Raw genomic sequence first — 16,232 nt, 5'->3', positions numbered from 1 at the left:
GGAGACCGATCGTGACACTTCGGACGCCGAACCTCACCCGGCGTGACTTCGCTGCCGGCGGCGCGCTCACGCTGGCGATGGCCGCTCGTCCGGCGGCGGCGCTCGACATGGCGGTGCCGGCCGGGCTCGACGCCGTGGTGACGATCGATCCGACGCGCAAGACGCGCTTCAACCGGATGATCTTCGGACAGTTCCTCGAACATTTCCACCGCCAGGTCTACGGTGGCGCGTTCGAGCCGGGTTCGCCCTTGTCCGACCGCGCCGGCTTCCGTCTCGATGTCGTGCAGGCGTTGCGCGAATTGCGCATCCCGATCGTGCGCTGGCCTGGCGGCTGCTTCGTCTCGGCCTATCACTGGATGGACGGCGTCGGCCCCAAACGCACCCCCGCCTTCAACAAGCCATGGGGCGTCGAGGACCCGAACACCTTCGGCACCGACGAATTCGTGCAATGGTGTCGGCTGATCGGCTGCGAACCCTATATCTGCACGAACGCCGGCACCGGCGGCTTTGAGGAGATGAGCAACTGGGTCGAATATTGCAATCTGCGCGAACAAGGCTCGTTCTCCCGCCTCCGTCGCGCCAACGGCCACCCCAATCCGTTCGATGTCCGATATTGGAGCATCGGCAACGAAAACTACTTTCCGACCGAGATTGGCTCGAAGACCACGGCCGAATGGGGAATGCTGGTCCGTGAATCGGCGAAGCTGATGCGCGCCGTCGACAGCAAGCTGATCCTGCTGGCCGCCGCGACGGTGGACAGCGAATGGACCGCACCGCTGCTGAAGGTCGCCGGCGGCTTCCTCAACTATATCTCGATCCACGGCTATTGGGACGCTTTGTGGGAACAGGGCACCAAGCCCGCCAGCTACATGCAATGCATGATGCGATCCCGACAGCCCGAAGGCCAGATCGAGAAGGCGATCAAAGTCATCGCCGACAACGGGTTTGCGGGCAAGATCAAGATCGCGTTCGACGAGTGGAATTTACGCTCATGGCATCATCCCGGCTTCCCCGGCGGTGGCGCGGATCGCGTCGACCTGATCGGTATGCGCGACGAGAACGACCAGAACGCGACCTACACCATGGCGGATGCGCTGTTCTCGGCATCCTTCCTCAACGGGTGTCTCCGCCATGCCGATGTCGTCGAGATGGCGTGCATGGCGCCGGTCATCAACGTCCGCGGGCCGTTGTTCGTGCACCCGAAGGGCGTGGTGAAGCGGACGACCTTCCACGTCATGCAGATGTACTCGGACCTGCTGCAACCGCATGTCGTCGCCACCCACATCGCCGCGGCGCCACTCGCGTCGGATGGAGCCTCCGTGCCCCAGATCGATGCGATCACCACGGTGAGCGACGATGGTGGCAAGATGGCCATCGCGATCATCAACCGTCATCCGACGCAGGGCGCTCGGCTGCGGATTGCCGGCGTCGGTGGGCGCCAGGGACGGCTGGATATTCTCGACGGCGACTCGCCTGACGCCTTTAACGACGTAGCCCGTCCATCCCGCGTCACGCCGCGCCAGATCACGGCCGATGTGTCGAAAGGCACCGTCATGGTGACGCCGCATTCGCTCTCGATCCTGTCGCTGACGATTTAGCCGGTCGGTAACGCATCAGTCGTGTTGATCAGGTGGTAGCCGATCGCCCCGCGCCAGCGCTGTGACAGCGTCTGCGGCAAACCTGAACGGTTACGTTGAACCACTCCACGCCGACGCAGCGACAGGTATAGCTTCCTAGGCTCAGGACCCATTTATTCACTTGCGCGGACTGTGTCGGATTGGCTCAATGGCGGCACCGGGGGCGTTACCATGAGTGATCTGGTCCTGTTGTCGGTGCCGCAGATGCGTCGGATCGAACTGTATTTCCCGCTGTCGCATGGCATTCCAGGGTCGATGATCGCCAGATCGTGAGCGGCATCATCTTGGTGATCAAGAACGGTCTGCGCTGGTGCGATGTCCCGCGGGTACGAACCGCACAAGACAATCTACAACCGCTTCATCCGCTGGAGCCGGCTCGGCGTTTTCAACCGCATCTTCGGAGCGCTCGCCGCCAAAGGTTGCGGTGGCTCGCACGACACGCGAACGTGGTTTTGGCGAAGTAAGCAGCGTGTTGGGCGCGCACTCCCTCAGCACGGCGGCCGTGCTGCGGCCAGACCCGGGTTCGGCGGCGCTTCGATCGATCGTCCGAAACCTGACGCAAACGCGCGATGGCGCCACCTACTTTGCCGGGCGGGTCTGGGGCGCCGTGCTGCGATCCGAAAACGACGGGGCAGTTCATCCGCTGGTCGGCCGAAGCGCACCCGATGTCGCGCTCGTTAACGGGCGGCGGCTGAACGACGTCCTGCGTGACGGGCGAGCATGGCTGATCGACCTCGACCCCGCTGAGCCCTTGCGAACGGTCGCCGCCGGATGGGCGGACCAGCTCGGCTACCTCGCCGGCACTCCGACGCCGGATGTGGATTCCGCCGCCCTGCTGGTCAGACCCGACGGGGTGGTCAGCTGGGCAGGCCGGGAAGCTGATCGCGCCGCGCCGATACTGGCCCTTGCCCGCTGGCTTGGCGAGCCTGCCCGACAGCGGCCGGAGAAATATCAGGCCGCAGCGTCTGCCGAATAATCCATTGCGGCGAGATCGGTGAGCAAATCAGGGCCTGACGGCTCCCAGCCCAATCGCGCCCGCGTCCAGGAATTGGACGCGGTCATGTCGAGCGCGGCAAACGGTGCCATCCAGCCGAAGTATCGCTCGACGTCATCGATCGCAATCGAACGAACAGGAAGCCCGGCGCCCCTGCCGATTGCCTCGGCGATAGCGCGTGAGGCGATGCCCTCCTCTACCGAAGCATGATAACGCGCACCCGGCTCCCCCCTCTCCAGCGCCAGGACGTAAAGCTTCGCCACATCGCTGACGTGCGCCGCGGACCAGCGCGTCCGCCCTTCGCCTACGTATGCCACCGCTCCGGCACGGCGCGCTTCGGCGACCAGCGGGGTGATCAGCCCGGCCTTCGTAGTATCGTGCACCTGCGGAAGCCGGATGGTGCGCACGTCTATCCGTTGTGCAATCAGTGCGGCGCCGGCGAGTTCGGTCGCGATGCGCGGATTGGCGTGGTGCGGGTTGAGCACATCCTCGATTGCCGGCCCGCCCTGAAGCGGCGTGCCGATGCCGACCCCGGACGTGATGAGGAGCGTCTTGTGCGTCCCCGCCAGAGCCTCGCCCATCGCGGCGATGTTGCGCTCGTCCTTCTTCGTGTTTTCGAAGAAGGTCTCGAAATTGTGGTCGAACGCGCAGTGGATCACCGCATCGGCCGCCGCAGCGCCGCTGGCCAGCGTCTCGGGGCTCTCCAGGTCGCCGCGATGAACCTCGACGCCAGCCGCTTCGAGTTGCCGGGCACCTGCATCGGATCGGGTGAGGCCCAGCACGCCATGGCCGCGGGCGAGCAGTTCGGGGATGATGTGCGAACCGATAAACCCGGTCGCGCCGGTAAGGAACACGCGCATGGAAAGTCTCCTTCTCTTCCCAAGCTATTTCGCAACGCTCCGTACCCTGTTAAAGTAGTGGCGTTATCGTGGTATAACGTTCAACAGGATGCGGTCATGGCCAGCAAGGCACCCAACCAACTCGGCACGTATCTGCGCGATCGGCGCATTCGGCTCGATCCGGCAGCGTTCGGGTTCGGCGGCGGCCGTCGGCGCACCCCCGGCCTACGCCGTGAGGAGGTGGCGAGCCGGGCCAACATCAGCCCCACGTGGTACACCTGGCTGGAACAAGGCCGCGGCGGCGCGCCGTCAGCCGACGTGCTCGATCGCATCGCCAAGGGCCTGATGCTGACCGAGCCCGAGCGCGAGCACCTCTACATGCTGGGCCTGGGTCGTCCGCCCGAGGCGCGCTATCAGCCGGTCGACGGTATCACGCCGCGTCTGCAACGCGTGCTCGACGGGATGGCGCTGAGCCCTGCGATCATCAAGACGGCGATGTGGGACGTCGTCGGCTGGAACCGGGCCGCTGCGATTTTGCTGACCGACTATGCGAAGCTGCCGCGCGAGGGACGCAACATCCTCCGGCTTATGTTTGGCAGCGACCATGTCCGCGCACGGAACGAGGATTGGGACAGCATCGCTCGCTTCGTGGTCGGCGCCTTCCGCGCCGACGTAGCGCGTGCGGGCGCCAACAACAGCGCGGAGGCAACAAAGCTGGTCACCGAGCTCTGCCTGGTCAGTGCCGAATTCGAGGCGTTGTGGCAGGACAATGACGTGGTCGCACACGGGGACGGCGTGAAGCGCATTCATCATTCCGACGCAGGGCTACTTGCAATGGAGTTCTCCTCCTTTGCCGTCGAAGGCAGGCCGGAACTCGGGATGATAATCTACAATCCCGCTTCACCCGACGACGCCGATCGCCTGCGCGCGCTGCTGGACGCGCCAAGGTGAATGTGACGTGACCCCAGTCTTTCATCCAGCTGCGACCAGAGACCGACCGGTGTTGTTGCGCATGAGCGCAGTTGAAGCAATGGGCGGGGTTAACCCCGCCCATTGCTGTTCGAGCCCGGCAGCGAACGCAGCCGGGGTAGCGTAGCCTAGCGACGAGTGCGGCCGCTCGGTGTTGTAGTCGTCGACCCAGCGCGCCAGGATCGAGCGGGCCTGGCGAACCGTGAAGAATAGCGTCTCGTTGAGCAGCTCGTCGCGCATGCGACCGTTGAAGCTCTCGACGAACCCGTTCTGCGTCGGCTTGCCCGGCGCGATGTAATGCCACTCGACGCCCGCGTCGCTGGACCAGGCAAGCACCGCGTTCGACGTCAGTTCGGTCCCGTTGTCGCTGACGATCATCTTTGGCCTGCCACGTTCCGCGATCAGATCGGTCAACTCGCGCACGACCCGCCGGCCCGAAATCGACGTGTCCACCACTGCCCGAAGGCACTCGCGCGTCACGTCGTCGACGATGTTGAGCACGCGGAACCGTCGGCCAGTGACGAGCTGGTCGTGCACGAAGTCCAGGCTCCAGCGCTGGTTGGGGAGCGCCAGCACCGGCGCAGGTGCCCGCGCGCCACCGGCGCGCCTTCGTCCCTTCCGGCGCCTGACCGTCAGCCCTTCCTCACGGTAGAGCCGCTGGGTCTTCTTGCGGTTGATCGTGATGCCGTCCCGGCGCAGCAGGATGTGCAGCCGTCGATAGCCGAACCGTCGGCGCTGCTGCGCCAGCTCGCGCAGACGCGACCGAAGGTCGCCATCATCTGCCCGGCACGAGCGATACCGCATGCTCGTGCGGTCCGCCCCGACGACAGCACACGCCCGCCGCTCGCTCATCCCCAACGTCGCCTGGAGATGCGCAACCGCTTGTCGCTTCGCGGCGGGCGTCACCACTTTTTTGACAGCAGGTCTTTCAACCCCGCGTTGTCCAGCATCGTGTCCGCAAGCAGCCGCTTGAGCCGCGCGTTCTCCTCTTCAAGCGACCTCAGACGCTTCGCGTCAGATACCTCCAGGCCGCCGAACTTCGCCTTCCATGCATAGTAGGTCGCGCTCGACATGCCGTGCTTGCGGCACAGTTCCGTCACCACCGCACCCGCCTCGGCCTCCTTCAGGATGCCGATGATCTGCTCTTCCGAAAACTGCTTCCGCTTCATTCCGTCCGTCCCTTCGAGGGGCCGGTCTCTAGGTCCAGGTGGATGAAGAAACGGGGGTCACGTCAAATGATCCTTACGAGCGCCGCACGGCCTCGCCGATCTCGAGCCCGCGCTGGTCACTCCTTATGGCCGTCTGTTAGGTCAGCGATGGAAGCAACCGTAGCGGCGGCCCGACGTTTACGGCGCAACGGAGATGACCGATGCTAGCCCTCGCACTTGTCCTTGCCGCCACCACTCAACTCGATCGATGCCTTAACGAAGGCGAGGCCGCGCGCGGCGTGACCCCGGCCATGTCAGCCTGTTACGTTGCGGACTACCAACGAGCCGACGCGCAACTGAACGCTACGTATAACGCGGTGATGAAGCGTATTCCGGTCGCCCGTCGGGCCGTTCTGCGCGCATCGCAACGCGCGTGGATTAGAAAGCGCGATGCCGCTTGCCCGATTGACGATCACCCCGGCGTCGGCACGATCGAGACGTTGAACCATCCCGCATGCCTGACAAAGCAGACCACCCGCCGGACTAGCTGGCTGACGCGCTTCCGCTAACTTCGCTGAAGCCCGCCTATGGCCAGACGTGTTGGACCCCCAATCTGCCATTCATGCCCCCCTCCCCGCTTCGCGACTTCGGCCGCTCGTTCATCATGAGCTTTAAAGCGCGAAGTCGCTGTGCTGTCGATGTAGCACACTTAAAGGGACCCTGTCGTTGCTCTTGCTTTTTGCCTTTGCGCAGGTTGGGACATCGAACTGGTGGACAATGCCGCCGTGGAGCGCGGCCCGGAAGGTGGCTACGGCAACGAGGGTGCGATCATCCAGGCGCTAGCGCCGCTACCGACCTTCAGCGACTTACGACCAGTTGTAGGTTCTTGGATCGTCGGCACTGATCCTGTCGCAATGTACATCCGTGAGGACGATGTCGGCATCACCCGCGATAAGGCGCGCTTCATACCCCACGTAATTATCTGAATATAGATGACCCAATGGTGGTCACTCACGCCTGACGCTGCGCTCGCCAACTTCTGCCCTTTATTCATTTTGGCAGCGGCGATAATGGCCAGTCGCCCAGACCCGTTGCGCCAATTTGTAACGTCAGCTCCGATGGTTGCCCGGGCATCGGTTACCCAGCGCAGATAACGAAAATTCGTTGGTGGCGCTGAAAGCGTTTTGATGCCGGCGATCAGTGATGCTGATCGTGGCTCGCCTCATGGGTCAGCAAGCGTAACGCAGTGATGCATTATTGATAGTGACTTGCAATTGCGACCCTGTTAGCTGACCCCGAAATCGAAGGGGAAGTGACAGTGCGTTTTTCAACGATGCTGCTCGCCACCACGGCCGTGGTGGCGATGGCGCCTACGTGTGCATTCGCGATGGGCAAGGACGAGCCTGTGGGCGCAGCCGCTCATGCGGTCGATGCCGAACCGGTGGCGACCGATGAGGTCCGGACCGACGAGCGCGACGAGCGCAACCAGAGCGAGATCGTCGTCGTCGGCAAGAGCTATGGCCGGGAAGTCGGCAAGACGGTCACGCCGCTGAAGGATGTCGCTAACACTGTCACCGTGATCGAACGCGAGCAGATCGAGGCGCAGAACCTGTTCACGTTGGAAGACGCGCTGACCGCGACCAACGGCATCACCGTCAACGGCATCGGAAGCGAAGACCCGTCCTATTTCTCGCGGGGGTTTGCCATCTCGAACTATCTCGTCGATGGCGTCCCGACGCTGTCCTTCAACTTCCCCGGCGTGGTGCCGGACCTCTTCGCCTATGATCGCATCGAGGTTTTGCGGGGCCCTGCCGGACTGTTCAGCGGCTCGGGCAATCCCTCTGGTAGCATCAATCTCGTCCGCAAGCGGCCGCTTGACGCATTCAAACTGCAAGGCTCCGCCGGCTACGGCAGCTACGACAACCTTCGGCTCGAACTCGATATGTCCGCCCCCCTCGGCGACCGGGCCGGAGCCCGCATGGGCATGATGGCGCAGGACCAGGATCAGTTCTTCGATTACGCCCATCGCAACCGCGTCAACGCATTCGCCGTGGGCAGCGTCGAGATCGGCGATCGCACGACGGTCACCGTCGGTGGCTCCTACGACCGTTTCCGCCCGTCGATCCAGTCGGGGCTGCCGGGCTATGCCGGCGATAGCGCAGGCAACGATGGCCGACTGCTCGACGTCCGCCGTTCAACGTATCTGGGTGCCGATTGGAACCGATTTGAATCGAAGACTTGGACGGGCTTCGCCGAAATCGCGCACCGGATTAGCGACCGCTGGACGCTGCGTGCAACGGGCCTGTTCACGGACGTCGATCGCATCGACATCTACAGCTATGTCGGGAATGCGGCGATCACCACGGCTGCGAATGCGGTGACGCCGGCGCTCGCCAACAACGGTACGACGACGCAGATCGCTTATCGCGGCGACAGCTTTTCCAAGACGCGGTCGTTTGACGTCAACGGGGTCGGCAGCTTTCCGCTGTTCGGACGGGACCAGACGCTGATCCTGGGCGCCGATTATCAGGCGCAGGATTACGACAGCTATTATACCCGCCTCAGCGGCTATGCGCGGATCAACGTCTTCAATCCCGTATCGCCGACGGAACCGCCGCTCACCCCCTATGCCGCCTCGCCTTATTACCCGGTGCAGGGAACGAACGCGATCTGCCCCAACCGGACGACACCCGTCACCCCCGCGCCGGCCAATTGCGTCCTCCAGAGCTACGGCGGCACCAACACCGTCATCGAACAATATGGCATGTACGGCCAGCTACGTCTGCAACCGGTCGCCGGCCTGACGCTGGTCGGGGGCGGTCGCCTGACTTGGTGGGAGCAGACGATCGACACGCTGCTGCCGACCCCCGCCCGTGGCCAGCCGCAGAACATCGACAACCGGTTCACGCCCTACGCGGGCGTTGTCTGGGACGTGACGCCGAACCTGAACATCTATGGCAGCTATGCCGACAGCTTCACGCCGCAAGCCGCACCTGCCAACCGCGTGCGCGAAGATGGCGGCAAGGTCCAGCCTCTGATCGGCAGCCAGTATGAGGTCGGCAGCAAGTTTGCGCTGATGAACGACCGGCTGTTGCTGTCGGCGGCCGTCTACCAGATCGAGCAGACCGGCCGCATCTTCAATCCACCGGAATTGACTACCGTCTACCTCCAGGTCGGCAAGGTTCGTGCCCGCGGCATCGAAGCGGAGGCGACCGGCGAGATCCTGCCGGGGTGGCGCGTCAACGGCGGCTATACCTTCACCCGCACCAAATATCTCGAGGACACGCAGCCCCAGTATGAGGGCCTGTCGCTGACGCCGATCATTCCCAAGCATATGATCAAGGCGTTCACCAACTACACCGTCCGGAACGGGGCACTGCAAGGTGCGAGTGTCGGCGGCAGCGTCACCTGGTTCAGCGAGACCTCCGGCGGCACTCCGTCGATCATCGTGCCGGTCACCTCCGCCACGCCTAATGGACGGTCAATCTCGTCGGTGGTCCGCCAGCCGGCCTATGCGGTCGTCGACCTGCGCGCCGGCTACAAAGTCAGTGAGCAATTGTCGCTTTCGGTCAACGTCGCCAATGTTCTCGACAGAAATTACTACGCGCGCATCTCTTCCACCGGCCGCGGCAATTACTACGGCACGCCGCGGACGGTGTTCGCGACGCTGCGGTTCGCCTACCCATGATCGCGCCGGCAATGGGTCGGGCCGTGCTGTGGCGAAGGCGTGGTGACAATACTCTGCGCTTGATCGCTGCCGTGCCGCTCGGCTATGCCGTTGCCAGCCTGTGGGCGGCCGCGCTAGCACGAACCCTGCCGATGGCCCGGTCGGAGGCGACGGTGACCGGTACGCTAGTCGCCCTGCTGCTCTGCGCGCTGTTCGCGATGTACGCTTATGGCGCTCGAAGCGGATGGCGGGCGACCTGGGTTATGTGTCTTGCCGGCCTGGTCGCCGGCGGGATCGTCTATGCGTCGATCGAGACGGCGGGGCGGATATGAGCAAAGGCCTTCGGCAATCGCAATCGACGCTGCATACCTGGTCGGGCCTGTTACTCGGCTGGGTCCTGTTCCTGGTGTTCGTGACGGGGACCCTCGCTTTCTGGCGCGAGGCGCTCAACCGCTACATGCGGCCCGAGCTGGCGCGCATCGAACAGCCGATGCATGTCCTCGACGGGGCGCAACGCTTCCTGGCGAAGAAGGCGCCCGACGCGAAGAGCTGGTTCATCACCATGCCCAATCCTGCCATGCCCGGGGCTCAGGTCTCCTGGCAGCCGCAGCCGAAGAAGGGCGAGCATGGCGGCCGCCGCGGCGGGGGACGCGGCCGGCGCGACAATCAGGCGCTGATCGGCGCCGACGGCATGCCGACGCACGCTCGCGACACCCGCGGGGGCGAGTTCTTCTACCGCTTCCACTTCGATCTCTATTATCTGCCAGTCGTCTGGTCGCGATGGCTGGTCGGCGTCGCCGCGATGATGATGCTGGTCGCGATCCTCACAGGCATCGTCACACACAAGAAGATCTTCCGCGATTTCTTCACGCTGCGCCGGCGCAAGGGCCAGCGGTCCTGGCTCGACGGACACAATGCCACCGCGGTGCTCGCCCTGCCCTTCCACCTGATGATAACCTATACCGGCATCGTCACCCTGATGGGCTTGCTGATGCCTTGGGCGACCGTCGCCAATTATGCCGACGAAACCACGATGTTCGCCGACCTGTTTCCCGAAGCGCCGGTGGTGGAGCGCATGGGGCAGCCGGTACCGATCCTAGCGTTGTCGGCGATCGCCACAGATGCGGAACGTCGGCTCGGCGGCCCGATCGGCTCCATCCAGGTGAGCCAGCCCGGCGATGCCGCCGCGCGCGTCACCCTCCATCGCACGCCAGCCTCGCTGCTCAATACGCGGGCACCGTCGATCACCTATGACGGAACCAATGCCACGCCCGTCTGGCGATCGCCACCGCCCGGCGGGGCAGCGGCGACCGCCGGCGTGATGATCGGACTACATGCGGGCCGGTTCGCCGACCTCCTGCTACGCTGGATATACTTCCTCTGCGGCGTCGCGGGGACACTGATGGTGGCCAGCGGATTAGTGCTATGGACGGTAAAGCGTTGCGAGAAGCTTTCCGATCCTGCCCGCCCGCATCTCGGCTTCCGCATGGTCGAGCGCCTCAACGTCGCGGTTATCGGGGGATTCCCGCTCGGCATCGCAGGGCTATTCTGGGCGAACCGGTTGCTGCCGGCAGCTCTGCCAGGAAGGTCACAATGGGAAGTCCATGTCCTATTCATCGCTTGGGGCGGCGCGGTGATTCTGTCGCTGCTGAGGCGACCTTCCGCGGTCTGGCCAATCCTGTTCGGGGCGACCGGCATGCTTTTGGCCGCGCTGCCGATCTACAACGTGTTCGGCACACAGTGGAATGCCGTCAGTTCGATCAGCGCGGGCGACCTGCTGCCCTGAGCGTCGATCTCACCATGATCGTCTTCGCTGTCGCATTCCTCTGGCTCGCCCGTCGCGTGGCGCGTTACCGCCCGCCCGTCCGTGCGGGTCGCCTTGCCCGTACAAGAGCAGATGCTCTGTCTAAGTTGGAGGCAGTGGCATGACATGGCTGACCCTTATCCTAGCGGTGCTGGCGTTCGGGTGCCTCGGCTCCGCCACCGATGACCACCAACAGCGCTTGACGGGGCGGCGGCTTGCATCCGCGACCAAAGCCGGATGGCGCGCAGGCGCATGGGTTGCTCTGGCTGTTGCGTTGGGTAGCGCCGTGGCGGCACGTGGCTGGGTGTTTGGCCCTGTGCTGTGGTGCGGAGTGGTAATGCTGGCGGCGGGCATTGTGTTCGTCGCGCTCAACTTCATTCCCCGGCGAACATCTGCAACAGAAAAGTGAGGGTATGCGGGACCACCATGCGGATAGGCTATGGTTTGAACCCTATTTCTAACATGCTTGGCCTCGTTTTAGTCCGGCGCGACCCAATCGCGGACATTGAGCGCCGCCTGAGAGCTGCTGAAAACCGGTCGCAGACCGTGCGGAAACTCACGGGCTGGCCGCCATCTGACGCTTCTCGCGTCCGGGCGGGTCAGAGACCGGTCTTATTTGGATTTGCGGCCGTGCTGACGCCGGGATGGCTTGATGGCCCGCATGTCTGGCGTTGTGCCGACGCAAATGGCGCGCCGGATCAGGCCTGCATCGCCCGGATCAGCCCCGGCACTCCGATGAGGGTGATGGCTCGCCTGAGATTGTAGGCGAGCGCGGTCAGGCTGAACTCGGCACGCACCTTCTCCAGCCCGCGCATCAGGAACGCGCCCTGGTTCATCCATTGCTTGATCGAGCCGAAGGGATGCTCGACCGTTTTCCGACGGACGTTCAGGATACCGGGCCTAGCGGCGAGCCGCGTCGCCATGCGGTCCAGCACCGCCTCGTTCTCCCAGCGGTTGATGCGCCGCCAGCGGCTGCTCGTGCAGCGCGGCTTGATGGTGCAGGCGGCACAGGCGGCGGGGTTGGAATATTGGATGTTGGCGTGGCCGCGTGTCACCGCGCGATAGCTGATGTCGAGCGTCCGGCCACCCGGGCAGTGGTACGCGTCCGCTTCGGCGTCGTAGCGAAAAGATCCTTAGGAAAACGGCCGTTGGCGATAGCGCTGCCCCGTTTCGGCCGGGCGACATAGGGCGTGATACCGTTCGCCTCACACGCCTCAATGTCCTCGCCTTTGTAATAGCCCATGTCGGCAACCGCATCGATTTGCTCGACACCAAGCGCCTCCTTGGCCGCACCGGCGGTAAGTGCCAGCAGGCCCATGTCCGTGGCGGCGTTGGTGATGTGCTGCTCGACGATGAGCTTGTGCTTGGCATCGACCGCGACCTGCGAGTTGTAGCCGACCGTGATCTTTTGACCCGTGACCATCGCGCGCGCATCCGGGTCGGTCAGCGAGATCTGGCTCTCACCGCTGGCGGTCAGCTGGTCCAGCATCGCCTCCTGCGCCTGCCGCCGCTCGCGCACCCTGGCGATCTTCGCAGCCAGGACCTCGCCACGACCAGGCCCATGGCCATCCTCGCCGCGGTCGATGGCGTCCAGCTCGACCAGATATCCCTCAAGCCGCTCGTCGGCTGCGGCGATATACCTAGCCAGCTTGTCGCGGGAAAAGTTGCGTCCAGGGCTATTCACCGCCTTCAGCCGCGTGCCGTCCACCGCCAGCAGCTCGCGCCCGAACAGGTCGAGCTTGCGACACAGGATGACGAAGGCACGGAACACCGCCTTAAACGCGCTCCGGTTGTCGCGACGAAAGTCGGCGATGGTCTTGTAGTCCGGCCGCAACCCGCGCAGCAGCCAGATCAGCTCGAGGTTGCGCGTCGTCTCCGCTTCCAGGCGCCGGCTCGACCGCACCCGGTTGAGATAGCCGTACAGGTACAGCTTGAGCATGTCGGCCGGATCGTAGCCGGGCCGCCCGGTCGCCTTCGGTTGCGACCGCACGAAGCCAGCATCGCCCAGGTCGAGGTCGTCGACGAACGCGTCGATGAACCGCACCGGGCTATCCGCCGCCACATAGTCCTCGACCGATGCCGGCAGCAGCAGTGCTTGGTCCCGAGCATGACCCTCGATGTACGCCATGGACGCAGCATACGCCGGTCAGCGACCCGATGGAATCAATTGCCGAGTTTCCGCACAGTCTGGATCATTATTGAGAACGGAAGCACGAGCTTGACTTGACCGACGTGAAACCGGACGCTTGGGCCATGCGAAGCGATGCGCGATGGTGGAAACCGCCGGCGCAGGCGGGAAAATATCCCGGCATAAGGAGTACTCGTCCAACGCATCGACGATCCCGCTCCCGCCTTGTGGACGGAAGATCAGCTCACGGAACAGCGGACAGGCTGCTTGTTCTGATGACGACGCGCGAGGCGCTTGCGGGCGCCAAGCGACCTTTCGACGTCACCTGGTTCCTGCCATTCCTCGTGAAGTATCAGCGGCCCCTCATCCAGGTGCTGGTCGCATCGTTCGTCATCCAGATCGTGGCGCTGATTTCCTCGATCTTCTTCCATCTCATCATCGATAAGGGTCTGGTCGACGGCACGCTGAGCACGCTCGACGTCCTCGCGGTCGGCCTCAAGGCCATTTTCATCTAGGACACACTGCTCAACAGCACCCGCCAATGGCTACTGAGCCATACGACATCGCGGTTGGATGCGGAACTTGGCGCGTCGCTCTTTGAGAAGGCATGTTCCATCGTGAACGCGGTGCCGAGCAGTCCGACCGTCTTGAAGCCGACCGCGTTGACGCGTTCGGCCGTGGGATCGGCGATGTGGAGGAGCGGCACGCCAACCACTGCCTGAGGCTCGTGCTGTTGAGGATGGTGATCTCACCATCGAACTACGTGGTGAGCTTGCGTCGATGCTGTCGCTATGCGCTGGCGCGAAAACGCAAAAAGCCTCCGCAGGTATTCCCCGGAGGCGATATAAATCAGGCTGGTTGCGGGGACAGGATTTGAACCTGTGACCTTCAGGTTATGAGCCTGACGAGCTACCGGGCTGCTCCACCCCGCGATGAGGTCCATCAAAGTGGTACTTTGATGGATGAGGGTCCAGGGAGACACGAACGCCCCCGCGTGTGTGCGGGGGTGTTGGTGGTCCAGGGACCGGAGACGTTGTGATGGGTTCCAAGCCTTGATCTGCACCCGCCGGCTGCAATGCCTGGCGACGACCTACTCTTCCATCGCTTGAGCGATAGTACCATTGGCGCAGTCGGGTTTCACGGCCGAGTTCGGGATGGGATCGGGTGGGACACCGACGCTATAGCCACCAGGCAATGAAGCGGGCGGATGCGGGTATCACATCGAAGTGGTACTTCGATGCGGTTTGGGCTTTTGGGACCCACCGCGTTTCATTGCGATGGGCTCCTTAAAATCGATGCACCTTGTCTGCCAGCAACCCGGAACACCGGGCGCTGGTTGTGTGAAGGTTTATTCTGGCGTCGAGCTATTGGTCATCCACGTACATCGCTGACATTTGGGCCGAGACCCAGGATTGTCATTGATGGTGTGCAACTCTCAAGCGCGAATAGGACAATTAGTATCGGTTAGCTCCATGCGTTACCGCACTTCCACATCCGATCTATCAAGGTCGTGGTCTCCGACCGTCCTGTGAAATCTTATCTCGAGGGAGGCTTCCCGCTTAGATGCTTTCAGCGGTTATCCCGTCCGTACATAGCTACCCTGCTGCGCCGTTGGCACGACGACAGGTACACCAGAGGTACGTTCAACCCGGTCCTCTCGTACTAGGGTCAACTCCTCTCAAATTTCGACGCCCACGGCAGATAGGGACCAAACTGTCTCGCGACGTTCTGAACCCAGCTCACGTACCACTTTAATTGGCGAACAGCCAAACCCTTGGGACCTGCTCCAGCCCCAGGATGTGATGAGCCGACATCGAGGTGCCAAACAACCCCGTCGATATGAGCTCTTGGGGGTTATCAGCCTGTTATCCCCGGCGTACCTTTTATCCGTTGAGCGATGGCCCTTCCACGAGGGACCACCGGATCACTATGACCGACTTTCGTCTCTGCTCGACTTGTCAGTCTCGCAGTCAGGCGGGCTTATGCCATTGCACTCTAACAGCCGGTTTCCAACCGGCCTGAGCCCACCATCGCGCGCCTCCGTTACTCTTTAGGAGGCGACCGCCCCAGTCAAACTACCCGCCACAGAGGGTCCCTGTTCCGGCTTACGGAACGAGGTTAGACATCAGAAAACAACAGGGTGGTATTTCACCTATGGCTCCACATCAGCTGGCGCCGATGCTTCAAAGCCTCCCACCTATGCTACACAGTTCTTTCCTAATGCCACTCTGAAGCTGCAGTAAAGGTGCACGGGGTCTTTCCGTCTAACCGCGGGTACTCCGCATCTTCACGGAGAATTCAATTTCGCTGAGCATGTCCTGGAGACAGTGGGGAAGTCGTTACGCCATTCGTGCAGGTCGGAACTTACCCGACAAGGAATTTCGCTACCTTAGGACCGTTATAGTTACGGCCGCCGTTTACCTGGGCTTCATTTCAGAGCTTGCACCCCTCCACTTAACCTTCAGGCACCGGGCAGGCGTCAGGCCCTATACGTCGTCTTGAAGCCGACTTAGCAGAGCCCTGTGTTTTTGCTAAACAGTCGCTACCCCCTGGCCTGTGCCCCCTCATAACGCTTGCGCGCTGTGAGGGCCTCCTTCTTCCGAAGGTACGGAGGCAATTTGCCGAGTTCCTTCAGGACACTTCTCTCAAGCGCCTTGGTATACTCTACCTGACCACCTGTGTCGGTTTCGGGTACGGTCTATACGGTGGGGCTATTTCCTGGAACAGTTTCGAAGCACGTCCAATCCGATAAGGACGTACAACACACACCATCCGTCACACACCACCAGGCCCACGAATATTAACGTGGTTCCCATCGACTACCCCCTTCGGGCTCGTCTTAGGGGCCGGCTCACCCTGCGCGGATTAGCCTTGCGCAGGAACCCTTGGTCTTTCGGCGAGAGGGCATCTCACCCTCTTTATCGCTACTCATGTCTGCATTCGCACTTCCGATACCTCCACGACCCATTACCAGATCGCTTCAACGGCCTACGGAACGCTCCGCTACCGCGTGGCTTACGCCACACCCTAAGCTTCGGTGCATCAC

Annotated in this window: 15 protein-coding genes, 1 tRNA gene and 2 rRNA genes (1 of these 18 running past the window's edge); 10 read left to right on the top strand and 8 right to left on the bottom strand. The window is 62.9% G+C overall.

What is annotated here, in order from left to right; all coding sequences use genetic code 11:
• Positions 1-11: 11 nt before the first annotated feature.
• Together GTH33_RS12230 and GTH33_RS12225 are read left to right on the top strand one after the other, a co-directional pair.
• The gene (locus GTH33_RS12230) at positions 12-1,598 is read left to right on the top strand and encodes an alpha-L-arabinofuranosidase C-terminal domain-containing protein (RefSeq protein ID WP_163958627.1); all 1,587 of its coding nucleotides are present in this window, start codon (positions 12-14) and stop codon (positions 1,596-1,598) included.
• A 541-nt stretch (positions 1,599-2,139) separates the two neighbouring features.
• The gene (locus tag GTH33_RS12225) at positions 2,140-2,613 is read left to right on the top strand and encodes an aromatic-ring hydroxylase C-terminal domain-containing protein (protein ID WP_163958626.1); all 474 of its coding nucleotides are present in this window, start codon (positions 2,140-2,142) and stop codon (positions 2,611-2,613) included.
• On the opposite strand, the gene GTH33_RS12220 is transcribed toward GTH33_RS12225, so the two are convergent.
• Entirely contained in the window at positions 2,589-3,491 is a 903-nt protein-coding gene (locus GTH33_RS12220; protein WP_163958625.1) for an SDR family oxidoreductase, read from the bottom strand. The genes GTH33_RS12225 and GTH33_RS12220 overlap by 25 nt on opposite strands.
• 96 nt (positions 3,492-3,587) lie before the next feature.
• Between GTH33_RS12220 and GTH33_RS12215 the strand changes: the two genes are divergently transcribed.
• Entirely contained in the window at positions 3,588-4,421 is an 834-nt protein-coding gene (locus tag GTH33_RS12215; protein WP_163958624.1) for a helix-turn-helix transcriptional regulator, read from the top strand.
• A gap of 21 nt (positions 4,422-4,442) precedes the next feature.
• Here the strand turns inward: GTH33_RS12215 and GTH33_RS12210 are convergent.
• Positions 4,443-5,608, bottom strand: a protein-coding gene (locus tag GTH33_RS12210; RefSeq protein WP_163957038.1) for an IS3 family transposase whose coding sequence is annotated in 2 segments (ribosomal slippage) — positions 4,443-5,347 and positions 5,347-5,608 — 1,167 coding nt in all. Because the reading frame shifts where the segments join, the coding sequence is not laid out codon by codon here.
• A gap of 200 nt (positions 5,609-5,808) precedes the next feature.
• On the opposite strand from GTH33_RS12210, the gene GTH33_RS12205 reads away from it, so the two are divergent.
• From GTH33_RS12205 to GTH33_RS12180, 6 genes are all read left to right on the top strand, one after another.
• Complete coding sequence (locus GTH33_RS12205; protein ID WP_163958623.1) at positions 5,809-6,156, top strand: lysozyme inhibitor LprI family protein; 348 nt, start codon at positions 5,809-5,811, stop codon at positions 6,154-6,156.
• Positions 6,157-6,357: 201 nt separating this feature from the next.
• Positions 6,358-6,573, top strand: a complete 216-nt coding sequence (locus GTH33_RS12200) for a glutathionylspermidine synthase family protein (protein ID WP_208404291.1) — start codon at positions 6,358-6,360, stop codon at positions 6,571-6,573.
• Between the two features lie 332 nt (positions 6,574-6,905).
• Positions 6,906-9,275, top strand: a complete 2,370-nt coding sequence (locus GTH33_RS12195; protein WP_249054881.1) for a TonB-dependent siderophore receptor — start codon at positions 6,906-6,908, stop codon at positions 9,273-9,275.
• Positions 9,276-9,334: 59 nt separating this feature from the next.
• A complete protein-coding gene (locus tag GTH33_RS12190; RefSeq protein ID WP_249054880.1) occupies positions 9,335-9,586 on the top strand; it encodes a hypothetical protein in 252 nt (83 codons plus the stop codon).
• Entirely contained in the window at positions 9,583-11,040 is a 1,458-nt protein-coding gene (locus GTH33_RS12185; RefSeq protein ID WP_249054879.1) for a PepSY-associated TM helix domain-containing protein, read from the top strand. The genes GTH33_RS12190 and GTH33_RS12185 overlap by 4 nt, the downstream gene beginning before the upstream one ends.
• Before the next feature lie 139 nt (positions 11,041-11,179).
• On the top strand, positions 11,180-11,467 hold the full coding sequence (locus GTH33_RS12180; protein ID WP_163958621.1) for a DUF3325 domain-containing protein: 288 nt from the start codon (positions 11,180-11,182) through the stop codon (positions 11,465-11,467).
• A gap of 289 nt (positions 11,468-11,756) precedes the next feature.
• Here GTH33_RS12180 and GTH33_RS18020 read toward each other — a convergent pair whose 3' ends face one another.
• Both GTH33_RS18020 and GTH33_RS12175 read right to left on the bottom strand, forming a co-directional pair.
• A complete protein-coding gene (locus GTH33_RS18020) occupies positions 11,757-12,113 on the bottom strand; it encodes a transposase (RefSeq protein WP_212592669.1) in 357 nt (118 codons plus the stop codon).
• Positions 12,110-13,186 (bottom strand): transposase, encoded by a 1,077-nt coding sequence (locus tag GTH33_RS12175; protein WP_208404282.1) that lies wholly within the window; start codon positions 13,184-13,186, stop codon positions 12,110-12,112. Before GTH33_RS12175 ends, GTH33_RS18020 begins: the two co-directional genes overlap by 4 nt.
• Before the next feature lie 275 nt (positions 13,187-13,461).
• On the opposite strand from GTH33_RS12175, the gene GTH33_RS12170 reads away from it, so the two are divergent.
• Positions 13,462-13,701: a hypothetical protein gene (locus GTH33_RS12170; RefSeq protein WP_163957062.1), complete on the top strand. Its 240-nt coding sequence runs from the start codon at positions 13,462-13,464 to the stop codon at positions 13,699-13,701.
• Here GTH33_RS12170 and GTH33_RS12165 read toward each other — a convergent pair.
• The 4 genes from GTH33_RS12165 to GTH33_RS12150 all read right to left on the bottom strand — a co-directional run.
• Positions 13,698-13,892 (bottom strand): hypothetical protein, encoded by a 195-nt coding sequence (locus GTH33_RS12165; RefSeq protein ID WP_243848541.1) that lies wholly within the window; start codon positions 13,890-13,892, stop codon positions 13,698-13,700. The genes GTH33_RS12170 and GTH33_RS12165 overlap by 4 nt on opposite strands.
• 149 nt (positions 13,893-14,041) lie before the next feature.
• Positions 14,042-14,118, bottom strand: a tRNA-Met gene (locus GTH33_RS12160).
• Between the two features lie 145 nt (positions 14,119-14,263).
• Positions 14,264-14,378 (bottom strand): 5S ribosomal RNA (rrf, locus tag GTH33_RS12155).
• A gap of 242 nt (positions 14,379-14,620) precedes the next feature.
• Positions 14,621-16,232 (bottom strand): 23S ribosomal RNA (locus GTH33_RS12150) (it continues 1,206 nt past the right edge of the window).

The organism is Sphingomonas insulae, assembly GCF_010450875.1.
Taxonomy (GTDB): Bacteria; Pseudomonadota; Alphaproteobacteria; order Sphingomonadales; family Sphingomonadaceae; genus Sphingomonas; species Sphingomonas insulae.
Note: the sequence above shows the minus strand (reverse complement) of the source record. Positions and strands in the feature narration are given on the sequence as shown.

Bases quoted from the DNA above. Each gene is read 5' to 3' on its own strand.
- GTH33_RS12220 (WP_163958625.1), bottom strand. From the start codon at position 3,491: ATGCGCGTGTTCCTTACCGGCGCGACCGGGTTTATCGGTTCGCACATC.
- GTH33_RS12175 (WP_208404282.1), bottom strand. From the start codon at position 13,186: ATGGCGTACATCGAGGGTCATGCTCGGGACCAAGCACTGCTGCTGCCG.
- GTH33_RS12215 (WP_163958624.1), top strand. From the start codon at position 3,588: ATGGCCAGCAAGGCACCCAACCAACTCGGCACGTATCTGCGCGATCGG.
- GTH33_RS12180 (WP_163958621.1), top strand. From the start codon at position 11,180: ATGACATGGCTGACCCTTATCCTAGCGGTGCTGGCGTTCGGGTGCCTC.
- GTH33_RS12205 (WP_163958623.1), top strand. From the start codon at position 5,809: ATGCTAGCCCTCGCACTTGTCCTTGCCGCCACCACTCAACTCGATCGA.
- GTH33_RS12170 (WP_163957062.1), top strand. From the start codon at position 13,462: ATGACGACGCGCGAGGCGCTTGCGGGCGCCAAGCGACCTTTCGACGTC.
- GTH33_RS12185 (WP_249054879.1), top strand. From the start codon at position 9,583: ATGAGCAAAGGCCTTCGGCAATCGCAATCGACGCTGCATACCTGGTCG.